Consider the following 20,660-nt stretch of genomic DNA (forward strand, 5'->3'; position numbering starts at 1 on the left):
CTTAAAATTTACAATCAGCATATATTATTTAAACTTATAAATTTTTAAGGGGTGCTAAATATGACAAGTTTACAAGATCAGCTTTTCACAAGATTAAATCTTAAAAAACGTAATGATGTAACGTTTGAAGAATTACCTACCATACTCTTTTCGTTTGCGCATACTATACCATTTGAGAATTTAGATGTTATAGCACGAAATACGAATCAAATCTCTCTGGAAAACTTACGAGAGAAAATTTTAACTAGTTCCCGTGGTGGACTTTGCTACGAATTAAATACCCTTTTTTACTATTTCTTAAGAGACTGTGGCTATGATGTACAACTGGCATTAGGTACGGTGTATAAAAATGATATAAATGCATGGGCACTGGAGGATGGCCATATAACAATTATTTTAACTTATGATAATGTACAGTATTTAATTGATGTAGGTATAGCTTCGTTAGTACCTCTTGTTCCTGTACCTTTTACTGGCGAGTCGGTTTCTTCAAAAAATGGTTCGTACCGGGTGAGACGGAAAGATACGAGTAAAGGAAATTATGTTTTAGAAAGAACAGATGCTGCTGGAGAATGGAAAGTTTGTCATGCTTTTTATAAACATATTATTGATGAGATAATAGTAAATGATGTTCAAAGAAGAGTGATAGAAGATGAGAAGTCTATTTTTAATAAAGGACCAATTGCAGTGAAGTTGACGAACTCTGGCCATATTTCATTAACGAATACAAGTTTAACCGAAATTATTCATGGGGAAAAAACTAAGCGTGAAATTACAGAAGATCAATATAAAGAGTTTTTATATACTTTATTTGCTATTAAGTTATGAATAATAAAGATAGCCGGTTCTTATTCAGAAGCGGCTATCTTTATTATTTTTGGTGTAAATGGTTTTCTTCTAATATGTTTCGGAAACTGCGGTATAGTTAATGTTTTCTCAGCTTCTTCATATGTATGAAAAATTGGTTCTTTTCCATCATCCCCTTGTAAAACTAGCCCTTCATCTCGGATTACATATGGCATAAAACCACCCCATCTAGTAAAGAATTATGTTCTTTTGCAGCAGAATAATACGATTTAAAGTTTGATTTTCTTAATACATATAATACACTAGAACAGTACGATAAAGTATGTACAATGAATTTTGAATGTAAAGGAAGATTATTATGTCAGTTATTGATAAATTGAAACTTAATAAGTATACAAATATGGTCGTTATTAACGAACCAAGTGATTATGACATTTTCACAGGAAAAGAAACTGCATTTTCAAAAGAACACGATGCCATTTTTATTTTTGTAGAAACACTTGATGAAATGGTGAAACAAACGAATTATATTATTAGTAATGAAGAATTACTAATTGAAAAAGGCTACATATTCTTCGCATATCCGAAAAAAGGTAATTCTCGTTATAGTACGTTTATTCACCGTGATGAGATGTTTCCTGCATTAAGCGTTGACGAAGATGGGTATGTAGGACAGAGTGATATTAAATTTGCACGAATGGTAAGTATGGATGATATCTTTACTGTTGTAGGCTTAAAGCGTGAAAAGAAAAAAGAGAAGAAAACGCCGGCTATGAGTCAATGTGTAGCTGATTATGCAGATAGAATTCAAGATGTTGAAGCTTTATTAGCTAATCATCCAAATGAACTTAAGTTTTATCAAAGTTTAACACCTGGATATCAAAAAGATTGGGCTCGTAATTTATTTTCTGTAAAACAAGAAAAAACACGTGAAAAACGTCTTGAGAAAATGATTGAAATTCTTTCACAAGGATATAAAACAATTGAATTATTTCGTAAAAAGAAAAAGTAAGACTAGGAAAGTCACAATTATGCAACAATTAATTGCGCTTGGCACATTGAACAAAGGAGTCTTTCCAGTATACTAAGGGATGTTCTTATATTTTAATAATTAGCAAAAGAGAAAAGGTGTTTGAAATGAAATCATATATTGTAGTTGGAGCTGGTATTTTAGGGGCGTCTACTGCTTATCATCTTGCAAAAGCAGGTGCGAATGTTACTATCGTGGATCGTCAACAAGTAGGTCAAGCAACTGATGCAGCAGCAGGTATTGTCTGTCCATGGCTTTCACAGCGTCGTAATAAAGCGTGGTATAAAATTGCTAAAGGCGGTGCACGTTACTATTCTTCTTTAATTCAGCAATTAGAAGCAGACGGTGAAACGGATACAGGATACAAACGTGTAGGTGCAATTAGTTTACATACTGATGAGAAAAAGTTAGATAAAATGGAAGAGCGCGCTTATAAACGACGTGAAGATGCACCAGAGATTGGTGAAATCACTCGCTTATCAGCTGAAGAAACGAAAAAATTATTCCCGGCATTATCAGAAGAATACAGTTCTGTTCATATTAGTGGCGCTGCACGAGTAAACGGAAGATCATTACGTAACGCATTAATAAGTGCTGCAAAAAAACATGGCGCAACTTTTATAAAAGGAGACGCAGTATTAGTCCGTGAAGGTAATCATATTATTGGAGTTAAAGTAGATGACGAAACAATGGTAGCAGAAAAGGTAATTGTAACTGCAGGGGCATGGGCGAATGAAATCTTGAATCCATTAGGAATCAATTTCTTAGTTACGTTCCAAAAAGGACAAATTGTTCATTTGCAAACGGAAAATACAGCAACCGAAAATATGCCAGTTGTTATGCCGCCAAATGATCAATACATTTTAACATTTGACAATGGTCATGTCGTAATTGGTGCAACACATGAGAATGATACTGGTTTCGATCACCGTGTAACGGCAGGCGGTTTACATGAAGTATTCCATAAAGCATTAACAGTTGCACCTGGTTTAGAAGATAGTACTATGCTTGAAACGAGAGTTGGATTTAGACCATTTACACCAGGATTCTTACCTGTCATTGGGCCACTTCCTAACTTTGAAGGTATTCTCGTTGCAAACGGTTTAGGTGCTTCAGGTTTAACTGCCGGTCCATATTTAGGGTCAGAATTAGCTAAACTAGCGCTAGGTCAAACAAGTGAATTAGATTTAAATGATTATGACGTTGCTGGTGCAATTGAATAACATGGAGTACTGTTAACATTTAGAAAAAACACGCTAAGCAAATTCGATAGGAAATACGCAGTTTTTTTCTCCGTTAAGAGTAAGACTGTTTATGAAAAATAAAATGCTTTAAAAATAGAGGGCTGACATCATAAACATGCATTATTAATGTAGAATTGTGATGTTTGCTCTTTATTCATATTTATTTAAAGCTTATTTTCGAGAGGAGGTTAAGTAATGAGAGCACCATATCAAGTATTGGTATTTCCTTATATAAAAATTGATGATTCTATTCAATATGCGATTTTTAACCGAAGTGATTATGGTTATTGGCAAGGAATAGCTGGTGGTGGAGAAGACAGTGAGATTCCTATTGAAGCAGCAAAACGGGAAGCGTTTGAAGAAGCTGGTATTACAAGAGAATGTCCATATATAAAATTAGATTCTGTGTCTTCACTACCAGTAGAGGATGTAGTTGAAGGATTCCTTTGGGGAGAAGAGGTTTATGTAATAAAAGAATTTTCTTTTGGAGTTAAAGTCCCTACAAAAAACATCTCATTATCTAGAGAACACTCCAATTATAAATGGTTATGCTTTGAGGAAGCAGTAACGCTTTTGAATTGGGATAGCAACAAAACAGCATTGTGGGAATTAAACAAAAGACTATTAAAGCAATTAAAGTGTTAGCTAACAAAGATATTTGTGTAACAAGAATTGAGCAATTAAAAAATCCTTGTTACACCTCATATATAGCAAGGATTTTATTTTTCTTAGTGTTGTTTTTTTTACCAAATAGTGATTTTAGTACAGGTTGTACAAACAATGAAGTGGAAGAAAATGAAATAGATACCGAGGTCAGAAATGCGGTATTGGATTATATGGAACAAGAGGATTGGAATCCTGAATTTTACCAGGTAAATGAATGGGAAAATGCGTCGGTGAAAAAATTACGGCTGATTAAAGTTACGAAAATTCAGATAAATCATATGTGGGTAAAGAACTATTTGTAGTTACGATAGTAGATGCACTTGCTGCACCACTTGTATTTGTGGACACGGACACATTAGAAGTGATAGGGATTATGCCTGGGAATAATAGTTCTGCTCTTCAACTAACGAGTGTTTTAGCAGAACAGAGCTTGGTTTTCCCCCTTTAGATATGATTGTCTAAAGGGGTATCTATTATGTTGAAAAGGAAAAGAACATCTGTGGAACTAGTGGTGACAATAGAGTTGTTCCACAAATGAGGCAGAAGAATAGTGTGCTCTATCTGGGGAAATTGGAATATTTATGATTATAGAAACTGTAGCTATTGAAAATAGAACAAATAAAAGCTAAATAACAATAATATAATCTCTTTTCTAAATATGCCCTTATCAAGAATCAAAGAACTTAATACCACTTAGTACAAAAGCATCAGAACTTGGGCTATAACCAACTAACTTTCTTGTTCCTTCAATATCAATTCGTTTAAACCTGTTGTTAGATACACCATGTAAAATTGAAAATGGAGGTAAGTTCTTTGCTGTCATCGACTTTAAGAGAAGGTCCATAAAATCTTCTGGGCTTAAGTATGCACTCATATCTCTAGCTGTTAGTGGTTTACCATATGGATTATAATCATCATATGCGCCTATACGAATAGCAAGACTTTGTAACCCTTCTTCATAAGCAAAATAAGAAGCAACAGCCTCTGCAAAACACTTACTTACCCCGTACATATTTTTGGGTCTCGTGGGTGAACAAGCATGTGGTTGATAATCCAAAGGATAGCCTTCAATTGTTTGAGCACTGGAAGCAACTATCACTTTGGATACATTATTATCACTAGCCGCTCTAAAAATATTATAGGTTCCCTTTATATGAGTTTCTAATAAGGAGCCATAAAAATCAGCATTTGGCGAAGGATTACCTGCCAAGTGTATAACTATATCTATACCTTTCGTAAATTCTTGACAAGCAGCTAAATCAGAAACATCTAAATATATGATTTCATGATTTGTATCTTTAAAAGTTTCTAAAGCAGATAAGTTAATATCTGCTAGCCGTAACTGGTAATTCCCTTGCTTATCTAGGAACCTTGTAACATCTTGGCCAATCCTACCTGCAGCACCTGTAACTAAAATTTTTTGCATTTCACTTCATCCTTCCATGAAAAATACATCCCTTGTCAAGGGTATATAATAGAGCATGCACTTATTATATGTTGGTAATGGCATTAAATAAAACGAAGAAATATAATGGAAACATGAATAAAATTCATGAGGAGGACAATAGTGACTTTAACAAAATATGAAATATTTAACAAAGTGGCAGAACTCAATAGTTTTACAAAAGCAGCAGAAGTGTTAGGTTTTACCCAATCTGCTGTAAGTCATGCAATTAGCAGTTTGGAAAAAGAGTTTTCCTTTCCTTTATTTATTCGTAATCACTCTACTTTAACATTGACCAAAAATGCAGATGAGCTTTTAATTACCGTTCGGAAAATTTTATACTATAACAACATGCTGAAGCAGGAAGTAGCCGCTATCAATGGGTTCCAAAAAGGAACAGTAAGAGTGGGGGTTTTTTCGAGCATCTCCAAAAACTGGATTCCTGGTATTCTTAAAAAAATGGAGGAAAAGTTTCCGAATATTGAAATCGAATTACTGGAAGGAAACTATGCTGAGGTTGAGAATTGGTTACAAAACGGGAGATTAGATTGTGGATTTATTAATAATGATACTTACTTTGAATCATTAAAAAAATCCTTTGAAATCGTACAATTGAAGAGGGATCGACTTTTATGTGTTGTATCCAACCAATCTCCATTATGTAAGGAAAACCAATTATCAATGCAACAAGTAGAAAATGTACCTTTTATTATGCCAACATATCAGTGTTATGATGATATTCAAAAAATATTTAGGGAGAATAAAGTTAGCCCCAATATTCGATTCGAAAATATGAATGAATACTCAGTGATCTCCATGGTGGAGAATAATCTAGGAATTAGTATATTACCAGAAATGATTATACCGACATCAAAAATTTCTTTTGCAGCCATTCCACTTGAAAGTGATAGCTATCGAACTATCGGATTAGCTATAAGAAAACCAACATCACTCGCGACTAAAAAATTTTCTGAGATTACTAAAAGGTGGGTATCATTTGAATCAATTTAATTTTGCCAAAATCTGAGTTATTTAAACTGATATGGTTCTTCTTGAACGGAGCAGATTAGTTCAAGAAGCAATGAGAAAAAGTTATATATTATGTATCGATGTAAAACTATAATATACAAAAATTAGGAGGTAATTATATGGTAATATATATAAATTATATGACAGAACACCCTAATAACTTTGATTAATTACTAAACCTATATGAATCTTTATGATGGAATTCACTTAAATTAACAAGTAATGATTGGGAACGAATGTGCAATCAAAGCTGATACGCCATTTACGCATTTGATGAAAAATAATTAGTGGGTATGGGACGTGTTATTTCAGATGGTGTAATTACTAGAGTAGTTTGGGGAATGTGCGTTCTACCAATCTATCTGTCCGAAGGAATCGCCGCTATGTACAAATCGCGCTGGGCAATTGAATCATTTTTCTGCTGGATTTAGTTGAATTTGAACGTTCCCGTATTGTTTGGCACAACATCCAATGCGTTGTTCAATCAGTTATTCACAGCTATAATTGCCTATGCTTTGCTGAAATTTCTTCGTGCACAAGGCTAAAAGACAAAACAAACGCTTGTCATTTGCAGGTTTCACACGCCTGTTTCATTATGAAGCCTTGTCAATTGAATGGCAAATTAGTTTGAAAGAAACACTTGAATTCTACAGGTCGATAAATCAAGAAACTGTATTACTTTGGTTAATCAACATACGTGTTAATTTATAGTATAATGATTACTTGAAATAATGCGGTGGAATACAGGGAAAAGAGGGAACCGATGCCTACTATACTAGTTGCTGACGACGATGCGAACATTCGCGAACTCGTCTGTTTATTTCTACGCAACGACGGATTCGCAACAGCTGAAGCAGCGGACGGCAAGGAAGCACTGGCCGTCTACACCTCAACGAATGTCGATCTTGTCGTACTTGACATTATGATGCCGATTATGGATGGTTGGACGTTAAGCAAGGAGCTCCGAAGAGCCAATCCTGATTTACCTTTACTTATGCTGACTGCGAGAGGAGAAACATGGGAGAAAGTGAAAGGTTTCGAACTTGGGGCGGACGATTATTTAACCAAACCATTCGATCCTTTAGAGTTGACGATTCGTGTTAGGGCACTACTCAAACGATACAAGATTGGCTCCACGCAGACGATCCATTTCGGGAACGTCATCCTTGATCGACAGACCTATAAGGTGATGAAAGGGACGGAGTCGCTTACGTTGCCGCTAAAGGAGTTCGAATTGCTGTATAAGCTCGCTGGAACACCCGGACAAGTCTATACGCGCGTGCAGTTGATCGATCAGATTTGGGGTATCGATTACGCCGGAGATGATCGAACGGTAGACGTACATATTAAACGACTGCGTGAGCGGTTCGCGACAACACCCGATTTTCGGATCGAAACGGTGCGCGGGCTTGGGTATCGGCTTGAGGTTTATGAATGATCAGATCCTTATATATACGTGTTGTCCTGACATTTTTAGTCTCCATCATCGGGGGCACGATCATTTCTTTTTTGGTGTCAACTTGGATATTCGAAGATAAATTGAACGAAAACGCTCAAATCAACTTACGTAACTTTGGCCAAGACATCGTCCGGATTTACAAGACCCTTCCGTTACATGAAGCGGACTTGTTCGTAAGTGAAATGAAGCAGCTCGATTCTTATTATATTCGAATTTACGAAGCAACGGGTCAGTGCAAGTCTTACGGTAAACTTCACGGACACAAACCTGCGCCTGTGACGATGGAGCAACTAAAGAAAGTATTAGATGGAGGTGTTGTTCAGGACACTCCTAATGGTATTGCCACGGTCCTCTTAGGGTTGCCGTTGAAAACGAAAATGGGAACGAAAGCGATATTTTTGGAAGCGCTCGCCCCTCCTTCAGCCTCTTTTGTCACAAAATGGGCATTGGTCTTTGCAACATGTTCGTTGATTGCAGGAAGCTTATTGATTCTAGTTGCCTCTGTATTCCTGGTAAGACCGATCAAAAAGCTGACAAAAGCGACCAAGCGGATAGCATCTGGAGATTTCAACGTCAAGTTGAATATTAAGCAAACGAGTGAGCTGGGTACTTTGGCTCGCAGCTTCGAAGAAATGATGCACGATCTGCAGCAACTTGAGCAGATGCGCAGAGAATTCGTAACGAACGTGTCGCACGAGGTTCAGTCTCCGCTCACTTCGATATCCGGTTATGCTCTAGTGCTTAAGCAAGCTGACCTTTCAGAATACGAACGAAGCCGTTATCTTGATATTATCATCGCTGAAGCGAAAAGGATGTCCAAAATGAGCGACAGCCTGCTAAAGCTGAGTTTGCTTGAATCGCAGTCAAAGCAACTGCGGCTCGTCACGCTCAGCCTCGATGAACAAATCCGACGGATAATCGTGGCGCTCCAGCCACAATGGTCTGCTCGCGATATACATTTCGAGCTTGATTTACAGACAGTTAAAGTAACGGCTGATCATGACTTGTTAAATCAGGTATGGACGAATATCCTCAGAAATAGCATCAAATTTTCCGAGGATGCCGGCGTGATTAACGTAAGCATCAAACAAGATATCAAAAACGTGACAATCCTAATATCCGACACTGGTATTGGTATTCACCTTGACGACCAGAAGCGTATATTCGAGCGTTTTTTTAAGGCCGATCGTTCCCACAGTCGTAAGTATGATGGAAGTGGTATGGGACTCGCTATCGTTAAACAGATCGTGTCGCTTCATCAAGGTGACATCCGAGTGAAAAGTGAACCTGGTCAAGGAACGACCTTCATTGTCACCTTGCCAATCACTACACCAACAGATTAGTTAGATTCATTCTCTATGCTACGACTCATATGCAAGCTTACTTGCATATAGAGCCGTAGCATTTTTTTGACAGTTCATATTCAGTTCATATTGTCGTCATGGGGAGTACATCTTCATTGGTTAAGGTTTCATTACAGGCACATGAAGGAAGGTAAACAAACAAATCAGGACAGGAGAAGATGACAGTGACACAACAAGAGGAAAAGAAAACGCTGAGTGGAATGAAAATAAAGAAAGTACGAAACATCTTACTTAAAATCATAGGAGCAATCGTTCTAGCCATTGTACTTTTTTTAGGTATTGTTTATATCGCAAATGTGATGAGTAGCCATTCGGAGCAAAAACGAATAGTGCCCTACGGGCAGCACGTATCTGTAGACGGGAAAAACATGAATGTGTTAATTCAAGGCGAGGGCGAGGAAACGATTGTGCTCCTGCCTGGTTATGGAACAGCTACTCCAGGGCTTGATTTTAAGCTTCTTATCGATGAATTATCTCCATTTTACAAAGTTGTTGCGGTAGAGCCTTTCGGTTATGGATTAAGTGATGAAACTGTAAAAGAGCGAACCACGGAGAATATGGTAAGTGAAGTTCATGAAGCTCTACAGCGGCTTAATATTAACAGATACATACTCATGGGCCACTCCATTACAGGCATTTATGGAATTGATTATGTGAACAAATATCCAAACGAGGTGACTGCATTTGTCGGAATCGATAGCAGTGTTGCAACACAACCGGGTATGGATATCAATTTCCCGTCGAAAACGTTTGCATATCTAAAAAAATCAGGTCTCTTAAGATTGACTATGAAAATCAGTGCTGACCCCTATGCTGGACTGGCATTTGATGAAAAAACCGTAGAGCAAATGAAAATGATTTCGAATAAAAACATGTATAATGACACAACCTTGAATGAGATGGACCATATTTCGTCTAATTTTAAAGGGGCTCAAGGTTTAACCTTCCCTAAATATCTTCCACTTCTTCTCTTTGTACAAGCGAATAATGAAGGTGTAGCAGGATGGATACCTCTACATGAAGGGCAGATTAAAGACTCGGTACATGGAAAAGTAGTAACCATGGATGGATCCCATTATTTACACCATACCAAATTCAAAGAAATCGCTGAAAACGTTAGACTATTTATGAAAGAAGTAAAGTAAGTGTTCAGAGAAAGGCTCATCCGTTATTTTATGCATTTGTCTACAGTCTGCAAGACCATCATTTCGATGGTCTTTTTTATGTTCAAACAGTTGTATATTTCTAAACCAAGATTATACTTTCATCTGAAAGACATTGGGTTTCATTTTCATATTAACTAACGAGGCAGGTGTGCGACCGAGCCTAGGTCGTATCATATAACAGTTGGGATTCCAAACTAGCCATTCGCTCGTAGCGAATCTTGGAGGGCTAAAGGTAACTTTAGTCTTTAAGCGTAGACAGTTCGGGACGGGCCGAAAGTCAAATGGTTGAAGGGATTGAGGTTTTAATTTAATCCTATAATAACGGAGAATATATTTTACTTAATTTAAAATTACCCAAAGATACACGTATCGGCTACTTAGATAATAATGGACATATTTTGCTTCAAAGAGATCAGGGGATTGAAGTTACAGGGTAACGTATTGTTACAGAAAATGGTAGGGAAGTAATAGAAATTGAAGCTGAATTAGTTAACCTACGAAAAGTAGAAGGACAAATTAATTATAAAGAGAATCAAATGAATGAAATTTTTAAAAAAGCTATAGAAAGAAGTGTTAAGAATAATATAGAAAGCCCAATTAAGATTAATCCAAGCCTTTTAAGAAACACATTAGTAAAAGTTCATACGAAAAGCTTGAATGCTTCGTTTGCTATGGACAGAGCTGAGATACTCTTGCAAACACTAGCTCAAAATGTTCCCAGTGATTTATTAATTAAAACGTTGGAACGAATGAATTCTAATCCTGCTATATATATATAACTGATTCTAACTGGAATACTGCTGAGGACATACTAAAGCTTGAGAGAGCAGGTAAGGCCTCTACTTTCGCTTATTATGATAGTATCGAAAAACATTTAATTCTAAACCTAGATTCTCATAAATATGAGCTGGATACACTAAAAAATTTAGAGTTATTTAAATCTGCTCCAGAAACAGAGATTCAAACATTAATACATGAGTTTGGTCATGCAGTTGATTACCTAATACTAAATGATCTGAGCCACACTAGGGAGTTTAAAAATTTATATGAAAGAGAAAAAAATAACATTCATATCGAAAATTATATGAAACAAGATTCTGTAGAATTCTTTGCCTCAACATTTAGTTATATGTTTTCACCTAACACTCAATATAGAGAAAGAATTGCAAATGAGGCACCCGAAACGGTTCAATATATAAAAAACAAATTAAAAGTAACAGGGTTAGTAAGAGAGAATAAATAAATTAAATTATGATTTTCAGATTTAAATAGTGATCTTTATAGTAGAAAATTAAAATAGTATAAGTTTCGAGTAAGGACATCATATAATGAATTATTCTCTCTCTATCGTAAATCCTTTTAGCAGTAACGATAAGGAAAATTAAAATCTAGTTAATATGATTAAAGGAGATGTTGTAATAGGTACCGTAAGTATTCCCAAAATCAATGAAGAACGTCCTAGCTATTTAAGGGCAAGAGAGGAACATCTTAGCGATTCAATGAGACTACCTTCCAAAATCGGTGGATATGATACTCAATCCTGTACTAGCAGGACATTATGAGTATATTATGGTGCTAAGAATGCCCTTCACCTTTATCCAAGTCAAGTGGGGAAACTAATGATTGGGAAGCGCAAGCCCAGTCCTCTCTGAGTTAAAGAACGGATGGTATGAACATCTAGAGGGAGCAACCACATCACTACTAATCTAGCATGATAAATAAAAAACTAAAGTTTGCTTCTAATAGAATATTATTTGATTTAATCAGACTTTATTTCAATAGGACATTTGGTATAATTTAGTTAATATTGTATTTTTATCAAAGGAGGTTAATAATGAGTGGTTTAAAGAAAGTATTATCTTTAATTTTTAATAGTAAGAAGAAAAAAATTAAAGATAAGGATCATAAAGAAATAGCCACAAGAGTAATGAATTATTTCATTGAACTAGAACATTTTAATTTTATGAATTGCGATAAAGAATCAATAAGCCTTTTTAGTTTTAAAAATTATTTTCATAAAGAACCTAAGATTGATTATTTTGATTTTATAAGGTCCAATGGTTCACCACATAATTATATGCAAATGTTTCTACAAAAAAAAGGAGAAAGTGCAAAGAGTAAGTATTTAATGGATGCAAAAGCATCGCTATTCTATTTACCAGTTGCAAAAGAAGAAGTTCTAAGATATTTTGCTAATGAGTTCGATAAGAAGAATAGTTTCACTGATTTTCAAAGAAACCCAAATAGCTTTCTAATTCATATTCAATTAGATCATATGCTAAAGCCAATAAAGGATACAACATTAGAATCCAGTGTTGTAGTTAGTCCTATAATTAAGTATTTTCTTCGCCCCGGAAAAAGTTTAAAAGATTTAGAGATGGATTTAATAAGTGCAATAACGTCAGTAATTGAAAGTGGGGATTATAGTAAAATCAGTAATGATTTAGTATTTATCGAGTCCGAAGAACAAGTAGAATTGGCTAAGAGTATAAAGTTTATACATGTTAGATATAAAAACTGGTTAGAACTTTCTCGAAACATTCAAAGCACATTGAAATCATACATAAAACATAGCCACTTCGATAAAGAAGGAGTTTTTCGATTTTCTAATGAAAAGGATTATGAGAAGAATATTCGGCTTACATACAAAGAATATGTTGGTGTAAATAGTTTCTATATTGAAGATTTGGAGAAAGTAAAATATAACATTAAATATGAGAAGATAGGTAAAGCATTAAAAACATATTTAGCCTTAGATAACTGGGGAACATTAAAAAATTCAGGAGAAAGAGTAGACTTCTTCAATAATGAAAGTATTAGCGGAATAAAAAGAATTTTACGAAATATCCCAATTACGAGATGGCCTTCAGGTTTTCCACTAGGTTTAATGCAGCAGGTAGCTTTAAATCTTATTATTACAAATTCAAAGGAAAAGGAGGGTTTTATTTTTTCGGTAAACGGTCCTCCAGGTACTGGTAAAACTACATTATTAAAAGATGTGTTTGCAAATATTATTTTTGAAAAGGTAAAGTTTTTAAAGGAAACACAGGATTTATTTACAAAAATACAATTTTCTGAGGGGCAAGAGGATTATTATTATTCTTTTCATTCAAAACTTAAAAAATATCGTATTTTAGTTACATCAAATAATAATGCTGCTGTTGAAAATATAAGTATGGATTTGCCTAAAGATGAGGAATTAATAAAAAACAATTACACTTATTTAGGATATAACAAGAATGAAAGTTGTTGGGGGAAAATATCAGCTGCAATGGGGAAATCAGCAAATATAAAAGAATATTTTCAAAATATTTCAGATGAGCTTAATGATCTGTGTAATATATATGCTAGTACGGAGTATTCCTTTGATAGTTTAGAAAAACAGATATCAAGTATGATTAAAACCGCGCAAGTAAACGATGACTTTGATGATATAGATGACGAAAAATGGCAATCATCACAAAAACAATTTGTTAATATTGATGGCGATAATAAAGAAGATCGAATTAATTGTGTTCGGAGTAAGCTATTCAAAACAATGATGGATGAATATTGTACTTTCTTAATTGAAAACCAGGACAAAATAGAAAAAAATTTAACTTTAGCAAGGGCTTATTTTTTAGGTGGGAAAGAAAAAGCGAATCTTGATTCTCAAATTAATGAAAAGCAAAGGGAAGATTTCATCCAAGCGATGTTTGATACTATATTCCTACTTACACCTATAATTTCTTCAACATTTGCTTCTGTTTCAAGATTTTTAAGGGATTTGAAAACGGAAGATATTGGTTGGCTGTTTATTGATGAGGCAGGTCAAGCTACACCACAATCTGCAATTGGAGCCATTTGGCGTTCTAGAAATGTTGTAGTGGTAGGTGATCCATTACAAATACCTCCGGTTGTAACGTTGAGTGATGATCAGCTCAAATTAATAGCAAATGAAAGTGCTGGAATTACGAGTGAAAGCTCATTTTTCTATCATTTAACTAGAAGTGAAGTAAGTGTACAAGAATTTGCTGATCTTAATAACAAATTTGGCGGAACAATGAGTGACTCCAAAAATAACACAAAGTGGTTGGGCTCACCGCTGCGTGTACATAGACGTTGTGACAGCCCCATGTTTGAGATATGTAATAAAACAACATATCAAGACAAAATGTTACATGCGACTAAGAACAAAGATATGGTACAGGATCCAATATACATGAGTCAATGGTTTAATATTGGAGGAAGAACTACTGGTTCAGGAAATCACTATATTCCTGAGCAAGGAAAAAAAGTAATTGAGATCGCCAATAAGTTTACGCAAAATAATCCAGGGAAAGATTGCTACATTATTTCACCTTTTGTAAGTGTAGTTCAAAAATTAAAACAGTTAAACAAAAATGCAGTAGAAAACAAAAAAATAGAAATCGGAACGGTTCATACTTTCCAAGGAAAGGAAGCTCCATTAGTTATTTTAGTTTTGGGAGTAGATGATCAGCGGACAGGACCATTAGATTGGGCATCCAGTACTCCAAATCTATTAAATGTTGCAGCAAGCAGAGCAAAGAAATACTTTGTAGTAATTGGGAATTCAGATACTTGGGGGGCAAAGGAATATTTTGATACAGCTTTTAAATACTTATCGAAAGAAACTGTAAAGATAGAATAAGAGTAGTATCTATTTTTATTTTTAACATAGCAGGGTTACCGACAGCATTTTTGGAAAAAAACTAAGAGGATGCAAGATTTTATACAGTTATTCGGTTCATTCATTAACAAACGGGAAACCTAAAACCGCGCCATAATAAGAATGTATAAAAAGATGAATAGCTTTATGGAAAATAAAAAAGGGGATTACTTTTGTGAGTAAGGAATCCCCTTTTTCATTGCTACTGATAATGATGCGTTATGTTAACCTCTCATGTATAGGGTATTCATTTCACATTTTATCTATCTTACTTAATGGTAACTGTCATACAATGAAGATAATATTAGGAAATTGTGAGGATGATTACGTTGAAAAAATTTGTAATTGAATCGGAAAAATTTGTAAATAGTTATACTGCAAGTCTGCTTACTTTGAATATCATATGGTTCTTAATACCATATATTTCTGATCCTAGTTATTCTTCCCAGAATGATTTGGGTTTACCTAACATAGTTGGATTCACTATAATTCTCATCATATATGGTAGTATACTAAATCCTGTACCTTGCCTAATTGGAGAAGTATTATACAGGAACATAAAACAATGTAGGGAGTTTCGATTTGGAATTCCTGTATTTATAGGACTAGCTGTTATCTATATACTTATACTCTTTCTTCTTAAAAATCCATATTCTTCTAGTTTGGTTACACCTATTATTATGGGTTCCTTAGCTTTTTATTTAGTACGTAGAAAAATATAATTAACTTCCAATAACGGAAATTATGTAAATGAGTAGTCCAAATGGATAGTTTATTTTATTTTTTGCTTAGTGTGTTTTTTCTAAAATGCTGTTGGTGCCTTGGCTTAAAAAATGTTAGGAGTGAAGCTCATGCATTGGGAAAAAGATAAAGATCTTCCACCAATGAAGTTCCAATTAGGTGAAAAAGTTTCATTTAAATTCGGAAATAAGATGCTCGTTGGAATAATTGACATTAGAGATTTTGGCGGCTCGATTGAACACGACTATCATTCTTATGATATTTTTGTCAAAGAAGAAAACATGCTATACAAACACATTCCAGAGCGTGATGTTTTCAAACTTACACATTCGGAAAATTCCCACTAGGAAAATGGATACTATAAATGGGGTTACAGAAATAAAAGGTGTTTTCACATATAGAAAACACCTTTTATTTCTGTAACTATTTTTTTAATCAAACATTAGAAATATAACTTAACACTGTATTTTTATTAGGAACAGCAAAATGTTGCTTTTGTAAGAGAGCTTTTTGGAATATAAACTTTATCGTTTTCAATTTTGTATTCAATATCATTCTCTTTTAATATTTCAGTGTCGACAGTATGTATACTATCGCCCCATCTAATGAATTCTTCATTTTGATTTTTTTGATAAAAATAATATGCTATTAACAAACTAAAAATTAACAAGCATAAAAGAACAATAAATTTCTTTTTCAAATCTATCCCCCCTAATTGATTTAAATTATAACATCGTTTATTAAACTAAACTGCCAGTTAGCGGAAGAAGGAAAACTGAAATAATAACAGAATCACTTGCGACCCGTTGACTAATCCAAACACAGATAGTGGCTAAATCGTGGCCCGAAAACTTACGCTTTCGATGTACAAAATCCAGTTCCCTAGCAAGTCTTTCTAAAAACGAGGGAGTAAGATATTAGTGTAATTCTCCATGTAAAATAATAAAAAAGTTATTTAATATTGCCGCCAAAAATACAATAGCCCTCGGTCTATGTAAATGGCAGAGGGCTATTAAAATCGTTTAAAAATCTAGTTGTTTCATAGAGAATGGATTTTTGAGTGAATAATAATGTTGCTTCATTTGAGAGCCAAATAATGAAAATAAACCCTCATAATTAACATAATAAATAGGGTATTTGCATTTAAACTCCAAAAAACTCAAATGTATTTTTTTCTAGACATATTGCTTCATCAGAATTTTTGATAATAATATCAAAACGTTGACTGTATGGATGCATAAACACTTTATACTGAATCCGACGTTCTTCATGAGACCGCCTTAAATAATTGATATCGGCTCCCCTTTCAGCAATATCGCGGCTAGACCTTCTCATTAATTCCGTTTCATCATCTGTATAGAAGTAAATTTTTAAATCAAATAAATCGGGATTAATAAATGCGACACACATTCCTTCTACAATCGTCACTTTGTTTTTGGAAGAAATCAACTCACTTTTCATAAAATGCGTATCTATCGTATAAAAATCTAAGCCAGCTCTTACCATCTGAACATCTCTTTCTAAAGCAGACAGATGATGCGCTGATGGATGACAAGCCGTCATTTTATAATGATGATTTTCGTTTTGATATGTATAGTGAATAATCGCATGCTTTCGTATGTCCGAACTAACAATGTATGGATCTGTATTAATATAATTCACTTCATTTTGATTTAGTAGGTCTACAAGCATATTAGCAAACGTTGTTTTTCCAGCAGCGCCATGTCCAGAAACACCAATAACAACCTGTTCATTAGTCCTACTAACCCAATTTATGATTTCTTGCAATAACTTTTCCATCCTTCTCCCCCTTTTACTAATATACTGCTCTTATTTTAATTAGTTGAATAATTAAATATTTTTTTATCTCATTATACATGAAATAAAAAAATGGTATGATTATCCATCATACCATCTCAATTTTTAAACAACTATATTATCTTTTAAATAACTTCATTATTTTTTAAACATCTTTATTATTTGTGAACACAAGGGAAATTCTAAGTAAAAAAGTTCTTCGCCAAACACTTATTTTAAACTTTTTATTAAAAGTCCTTTACATACCATAGAGGGGTATAGTATTGTGGGATTATGGAGGTGAGGAAATGTCGATGATTTCAGAAAATCTTAATAAAATTGTTGAAATCGATCAATGCTGCTCATAAGACGGTGTAAGAAAAAGCCGCCATTCAGATAAAGTGAAGAATAACTTAACGATTAGTTCAGAAGTTAATAAGTCATATATTGAAAGGAATGAAAAATTATGAGTTTAGAAGCTTTAAATGAACAAGTAAAAAGGGATCTTTCTTATCTTGCATTTGGGGGAGAAAATTGGGTATGCCCAACCCACCATCCTGAGGGGCATGTCTACGATATAGTTATTATAGGAGGCGGCCAGTGTGGCTTAGGTGTTGCCTTTGGGCTTTTGCGTGAAAGAATATCTAATATCCTTATCATCGACGAAAACGTTGAAGGGTATGAAGGGCCATGGGTAACTTACGCTCGTATGATGACATTGCGTACGCCTAAACATTTGATATCCATTGATCTTGGAGTGTCTTCTCTGACTTTTCGCTCCTGGTGGGAAGCGCAATTTGGACCAAGAAGTTGGGAGGACATCGATAAGATTCCACGGAACGATTGGATGAACTATCTACGTTGGTATCGAAAGGTTCTTAATTTACCTGTTGTTAATGAGGTAAAGATGAAGCTTATTGAGCCTGCAGGGGAAGATGTTTATCGACTGCATATTGAAGGAGCGGGAGCACCTTCTAATACATTACTGGCCCGCAAGGTTATCTTAGCCACTGGTATTCAAGGTGGAGGGGAATGGCACGTACCATCTATGATTTCCGAAACATTACCTCGTCACCTCTATGCACACACCTCAGAAGACATTGACTTTGAGGCCCTTAAAGACAAGAAGGTGGCAATTTTAGGCGGTGGGGCCTCAGCTTTTGATAATGCCAATTTTGCATTATCTGAAGGTGTGGGTTCGGCTCATGTGTTTGTTCGCCGCACGGAGATGCCACGCATTAACCCAATGCGACAAATGGGGGTGTCAGGTCTAATTGAACGTTTTAATGTTCTATCTGATGCTGATAAATATTCTGTTATGGCCCATTACTTTAAGCATCAACCTCCTACAAATGACACATTTGAACGTGCAGTTTCACATCCCGGCTTTAAATTACACTTAGGTGCACCATGGCTTGACGTACAGCATGAAGCTGAGAAGGCTGTTGTCACTACTCCACAAGGTGATTTTACTTTTGATTTTCTAATCATTTCCACTGGTCTTGTGACTGATCATTCTTTACGTCCAGAGCTAAAGCTTTTCGAACGCCATATTGCACGTTGGGACGACTATTATAATGCACCTGCTGATATCGCCAACCGTAAGCTTGATGCATATCCTTACCTTGGCCCTGGCTTTACGTTCACATGCCGGGACAAAAAGGATACAAAGCTTCTTCATGGACTTTTTGCTTTTAACTATTCAGCTGTAGTTAGCTGTGGTATCTCAGCCTCTTCGCTTCCAGGAATGAGATATGGGATACCTAGACTAGTTTCAGCTGTGGCAGACCAACTGTTCTCTGATAATCGTGAGGAGATTCTGAAAAACTTCTATTCTTATAATGAGGCTGAATTTGTTGGAGAATGGACAAATAGGGGTTCTGAGGTAAGATAATTTTTTCGATATAGATAAGGATAAATAAGAGGGCACAGATATCTTCCCTTAACATAGGCTAGAATCTATTGGTGGAGGAGCGTTCAAGTCTAATTCGAAATATAGACTTAGTTTACTATTCAACTATTGAAGGGAGGATAGACAATTGGGGAAAGTCTTTACAAAATCGACGTGTGCATTACTATTGTTAATCTTTATTTGGGGTGGAAGTTGGCCAATCTATAAAATGGCTGTGCCTTATACGCCCCCGTTATTATTTGCAGGTATGCGTGTAGTGATTGGGGGCCTTATACTAGCAGCTCTCATATATAAAGTGCGGAACAGGATCAAATGGCGTGAAAATTGGTCGAAATATTGTATTTCAGCATTCTTTAATACGATTCTCTTTTTTGGGTTACAGACAGTAGGGCTCATTTATTTGCCAGGAGGACTGTTTTCAGTGCTTGTCTATTTTCAGCCAGTGCTACTTGGATTGTTTGCTTGGATTTGGCTTGGAGAGTACATGTCGCCGTTTAAAATTATGGGTTTGATTATCGGATTTCTTGGAATTGTAGTTGTCAGTGTGGACGGATTAACCGTTCATGTATCGATTATTGGTGTTGTTTTAGGGTTGCTTATGGCATTTAGCTGGGCACTTGGTGTGGTTTATGTGAAGAAGGTGAGCAACGAAGTAGATGCTTACTGGATGGTATCTTTGCAGTGTATTATTGGTGGAGCTATTCTAATAGGTACTGGAACAATTTTTGAAAACTGGTCAGCTATTGAATGGAATGGTAAATACCTTTTTGGACTCGGATATGGCTCCACTTTTGGCATTCCACTGGCATATATCATTTACTATAAACTTATTAATGCGGGAGAGGCAAGCAAAGTCGGTACATTCACGTTTCTTGTACCGATCATTGCAGTATTCATTGGTACGGTGTTTTTAGATGAACCGGTAACTTACCGCCTTGTCGTAGGGCTGCTATTAGTGGGTGTAAGTATTTATTTCGTGAATTATCGCGAAATAAGGTGAATGCTTCATTATTCAATAGAGCGCAGGCAAAATTTAATATGGAAGAGTAAAAGCGTAAGTTCTAGAATAACCAGAAATAGTTTAGAACTTGGCACACCATCAAGAGAGAATATGAATCGCCGATTCCATAGCAAAATCAAACCCATGTATGTTGATTAATTTTCATTCAAAACGCGTGGGTTTTTTCTATTATAAAATCAATGTTCACAGCATAATTTTGATCAAACCTTATTCCAAACCAACAATACAGCCGGTCTCTTAACGTACAGGAAACTGGCTTTTTCTTTGTCGAAATTTGTTTAGTGTACGAAATTCGCGTTTTGTTGGTGAGA

At 35.2% G+C, this 20,660-nt stretch carries 20 protein-coding genes and 1 pseudogene; 17 read left to right on the forward strand and 4 right to left on the reverse strand.

The features are described 5' to 3' along the window. Positions 1 to 60 precede the first annotated feature (60 nt). Positions 61 to 828: an arylamine N-acetyltransferase family protein gene (locus ACUN0F_RS19705; RefSeq protein ID WP_264461461.1), complete on the forward strand. Its 768-nt coding sequence runs from the start codon at positions 61 to 63 to the stop codon at positions 826 to 828. Positions 829 to 848: 20 nt separating this feature from the next. Here ACUN0F_RS19705 and ACUN0F_RS19710 read toward each other — a convergent pair whose 3' ends face one another. Further along, on the reverse strand, positions 849 to 1,022 hold the full coding sequence (locus ACUN0F_RS19710) for a hypothetical protein (RefSeq protein WP_170969743.1): 174 nt from the start codon (positions 1,020 to 1,022) through the stop codon (positions 849 to 851). 143 nt (positions 1,023 to 1,165) lie between these two features. Between ACUN0F_RS19710 and ACUN0F_RS19715 the strand changes: the two genes are divergently transcribed. The 4 genes from ACUN0F_RS19715 (at position 1,166) to ACUN0F_RS19730 (ending at position 4,195) form a co-directional block, all read left to right on the forward strand. Then, positions 1,166 to 1,819 (forward strand): YdeI/OmpD-associated family protein, encoded by a 654-nt coding sequence (locus ACUN0F_RS19715; protein ID WP_264461463.1) that lies wholly within the window; start codon positions 1,166 to 1,168, stop codon positions 1,817 to 1,819. Between the two features lie 125 nt (positions 1,820 to 1,944). Then, a complete protein-coding gene (locus tag ACUN0F_RS19720; protein WP_264461464.1) occupies positions 1,945 to 3,060 on the forward strand; it encodes an NAD(P)/FAD-dependent oxidoreductase in 1,116 nt (371 codons plus the stop codon). A 216-nt stretch (positions 3,061 to 3,276) separates the two neighbouring features. Continuing rightward, positions 3,277 to 3,726 (forward strand): NUDIX hydrolase, encoded by a 450-nt coding sequence (locus tag ACUN0F_RS19725; protein WP_137036135.1) that lies wholly within the window; start codon positions 3,277 to 3,279, stop codon positions 3,724 to 3,726. 301 nt (positions 3,727 to 4,027) lie between these two features. Next, the gene (locus ACUN0F_RS19730) at positions 4,028 to 4,195 is read left to right on the forward strand and encodes a hypothetical protein (protein WP_170969762.1); all 168 of its coding nucleotides are present in this window, start codon (positions 4,028 to 4,030) and stop codon (positions 4,193 to 4,195) included. 219 nt (positions 4,196 to 4,414) lie between these two features. On the opposite strand, the gene ACUN0F_RS19735 is transcribed toward ACUN0F_RS19730, so the two are convergent. Then, positions 4,415 to 5,173, reverse strand: coding sequence for an NAD-dependent epimerase/dehydratase family protein (locus ACUN0F_RS19735; protein WP_137036315.1), 759 nt, complete (start codon positions 5,171 to 5,173; stop codon positions 4,415 to 4,417). Positions 5,174 to 5,314: 141 nt separating this feature from the next. On the opposite strand from ACUN0F_RS19735, the gene ACUN0F_RS19740 reads away from it, so the two are divergent. The 10 genes and pseudogenes from ACUN0F_RS19740 (at position 5,315) to ACUN0F_RS19785 (ending at position 15,966) form a co-directional block, all read left to right on the forward strand. Next, entirely contained in the window at positions 5,315 to 6,202 is an 888-nt protein-coding gene (locus tag ACUN0F_RS19740) for a LysR substrate-binding domain-containing protein (protein WP_264461467.1), read from the forward strand. 137 nt (positions 6,203 to 6,339) lie between these two features. Further along, positions 6,340 to 6,597: pseudogene (locus tag ACUN0F_RS19745) on the forward strand (GNAT family N-acetyltransferase); the annotation flags it as partial. Positions 6,598 to 6,983: 386 nt separating this feature from the next. After that, positions 6,984 to 7,658 carry a response regulator transcription factor gene (locus ACUN0F_RS19750; protein WP_223697909.1) on the forward strand — a complete coding sequence of 225 codons (675 nt, stop codon included), beginning with the start codon at positions 6,984 to 6,986 and terminating at the stop codon, positions 7,656 to 7,658. Continuing rightward, a complete protein-coding gene (locus tag ACUN0F_RS19755; RefSeq protein ID WP_445539994.1) occupies positions 7,655 to 9,022 on the forward strand; it encodes a sensor histidine kinase in 1,368 nt (455 codons plus the stop codon). Before ACUN0F_RS19750 ends, ACUN0F_RS19755 begins: the two co-directional genes overlap by 4 nt. Positions 9,023 to 9,207: 185 nt before the next feature. Next, positions 9,208 to 10,188 carry an alpha/beta fold hydrolase gene (locus ACUN0F_RS19760; RefSeq protein WP_264461469.1) on the forward strand — a complete coding sequence of 327 codons (981 nt, stop codon included), beginning with the start codon at positions 9,208 to 9,210 and terminating at the stop codon, positions 10,186 to 10,188. Positions 10,189 to 10,745: 557 nt separating this feature from the next. Then, complete coding sequence (locus ACUN0F_RS19765; protein ID WP_445539995.1) at positions 10,746 to 10,988, forward strand: hypothetical protein; 243 nt, start codon at positions 10,746 to 10,748, stop codon at positions 10,986 to 10,988. Positions 10,989 to 11,086: 98 nt separating this feature from the next. Then, the gene (locus ACUN0F_RS19770; RefSeq protein WP_445540836.1) at positions 11,087 to 11,452 is read left to right on the forward strand and encodes an anthrax toxin lethal factor-related metalloendopeptidase; all 366 of its coding nucleotides are present in this window, start codon (positions 11,087 to 11,089) and stop codon (positions 11,450 to 11,452) included. Between the two features lie 591 nt (positions 11,453 to 12,043). Further along, positions 12,044 to 14,860: an AAA domain-containing protein gene (locus ACUN0F_RS19775; RefSeq protein WP_445539996.1), complete on the forward strand. Its 2,817-nt coding sequence runs from the start codon at positions 12,044 to 12,046 to the stop codon at positions 14,858 to 14,860. Between the two features lie 338 nt (positions 14,861 to 15,198). Beyond that, on the forward strand, positions 15,199 to 15,600 hold the full coding sequence (locus ACUN0F_RS19780; RefSeq protein WP_445539997.1) for a hypothetical protein: 402 nt from the start codon (positions 15,199 to 15,201) through the stop codon (positions 15,598 to 15,600). 129 nt (positions 15,601 to 15,729) lie between these two features. Then, positions 15,730 to 15,966 carry a hypothetical protein gene (locus ACUN0F_RS19785; RefSeq protein WP_264461471.1) on the forward strand — a complete coding sequence of 79 codons (237 nt, stop codon included), beginning with the start codon at positions 15,730 to 15,732 and terminating at the stop codon, positions 15,964 to 15,966. A 125-nt stretch (positions 15,967 to 16,091) separates the two neighbouring features. Here ACUN0F_RS19785 and ACUN0F_RS19790 read toward each other — a convergent pair whose 3' ends face one another. Together ACUN0F_RS19790 and ACUN0F_RS19795 are read right to left on the reverse strand one after the other, a co-directional pair. Beyond that, positions 16,092 to 16,319, reverse strand: a complete 228-nt coding sequence (locus ACUN0F_RS19790; protein WP_137035302.1) for a hypothetical protein — start codon at positions 16,317 to 16,319, stop codon at positions 16,092 to 16,094. A 443-nt stretch (positions 16,320 to 16,762) separates the two neighbouring features. After that, positions 16,763 to 17,419 carry a uridine kinase family protein gene (locus ACUN0F_RS19795; protein WP_264461472.1) on the reverse strand — a complete coding sequence of 219 codons (657 nt, stop codon included), beginning with the start codon at positions 17,417 to 17,419 and terminating at the stop codon, positions 16,763 to 16,765. 463 nt (positions 17,420 to 17,882) lie between these two features. On the opposite strand from ACUN0F_RS19795, the gene ACUN0F_RS19800 reads away from it, so the two are divergent. Beyond that, positions 17,883 to 19,310 (forward strand): NAD(P)-binding domain-containing protein, encoded by a 1,428-nt coding sequence (locus ACUN0F_RS19800; protein ID WP_264461473.1) that lies wholly within the window; start codon positions 17,883 to 17,885, stop codon positions 19,308 to 19,310. Positions 19,311 to 19,455: 145 nt separating this feature from the next. Next, entirely contained in the window at positions 19,456 to 20,328 is an 873-nt protein-coding gene (locus ACUN0F_RS19805; RefSeq protein ID WP_445539998.1) for a DMT family transporter, read from the forward strand. Positions 20,329 to 20,660 lie beyond the last annotated feature (332 nt).

The sequence above is a fragment of the Bacillus sp. 1A genome (assembly GCF_052682215.1).

Coding starts and splice junctions, on each gene's coding strand:
- ACUN0F_RS19735 (WP_137036315.1), bottom strand. CDS start 5,173: ATGCAAAAAATTTTAGTTACAGGTGCTGCAGGTAGGATTGGCCAAGAT.
- ACUN0F_RS19800 (WP_264461473.1), top strand. CDS start 17,883: ATGAGTTTAGAAGCTTTAAATGAACAAGTAAAAAGGGATCTTTCTTAT.
- ACUN0F_RS19725 (WP_137036135.1), top strand. CDS start 3,277: ATGAGAGCACCATATCAAGTATTGGTATTTCCTTATATAAAAATTGAT.
- ACUN0F_RS19710 (WP_170969743.1), bottom strand. CDS start 1,022: ATGCCATATGTAATCCGAGATGAAGGGCTAGTTTTACAAGGGGATGAT.
- ACUN0F_RS19755 (WP_445539994.1), top strand. CDS start 7,655: ATGATCAGATCCTTATATATACGTGTTGTCCTGACATTTTTAGTCTCC.
- ACUN0F_RS19795 (WP_264461472.1), bottom strand. CDS start 17,419: ATGGAAAAGTTATTGCAAGAAATCATAAATTGGGTTAGTAGGACTAAT.
- ACUN0F_RS19715 (WP_264461463.1), top strand. CDS start 1,166: ATGTCAGTTATTGATAAATTGAAACTTAATAAGTATACAAATATGGTC.
- ACUN0F_RS19775 (WP_445539996.1), top strand. CDS start 12,044: ATGAGTGGTTTAAAGAAAGTATTATCTTTAATTTTTAATAGTAAGAAG.
- ACUN0F_RS19765 (WP_445539995.1), top strand. CDS start 10,746: ATGAATGAAATTTTTAAAAAAGCTATAGAAAGAAGTGTTAAGAATAAT.
- ACUN0F_RS19705 (WP_264461461.1), top strand. CDS start 61: ATGACAAGTTTACAAGATCAGCTTTTCACAAGATTAAATCTTAAAAAA.
- ACUN0F_RS19780 (WP_445539997.1), top strand. CDS start 15,199: ATGATTACGTTGAAAAAATTTGTAATTGAATCGGAAAAATTTGTAAAT.
- ACUN0F_RS19785 (WP_264461471.1), top strand. CDS start 15,730: ATGCATTGGGAAAAAGATAAAGATCTTCCACCAATGAAGTTCCAATTA.
- ACUN0F_RS19750 (WP_223697909.1), top strand. CDS start 6,984: ATGCCTACTATACTAGTTGCTGACGACGATGCGAACATTCGCGAACTC.
- ACUN0F_RS19720 (WP_264461464.1), top strand. CDS start 1,945: ATGAAATCATATATTGTAGTTGGAGCTGGTATTTTAGGGGCGTCTACT.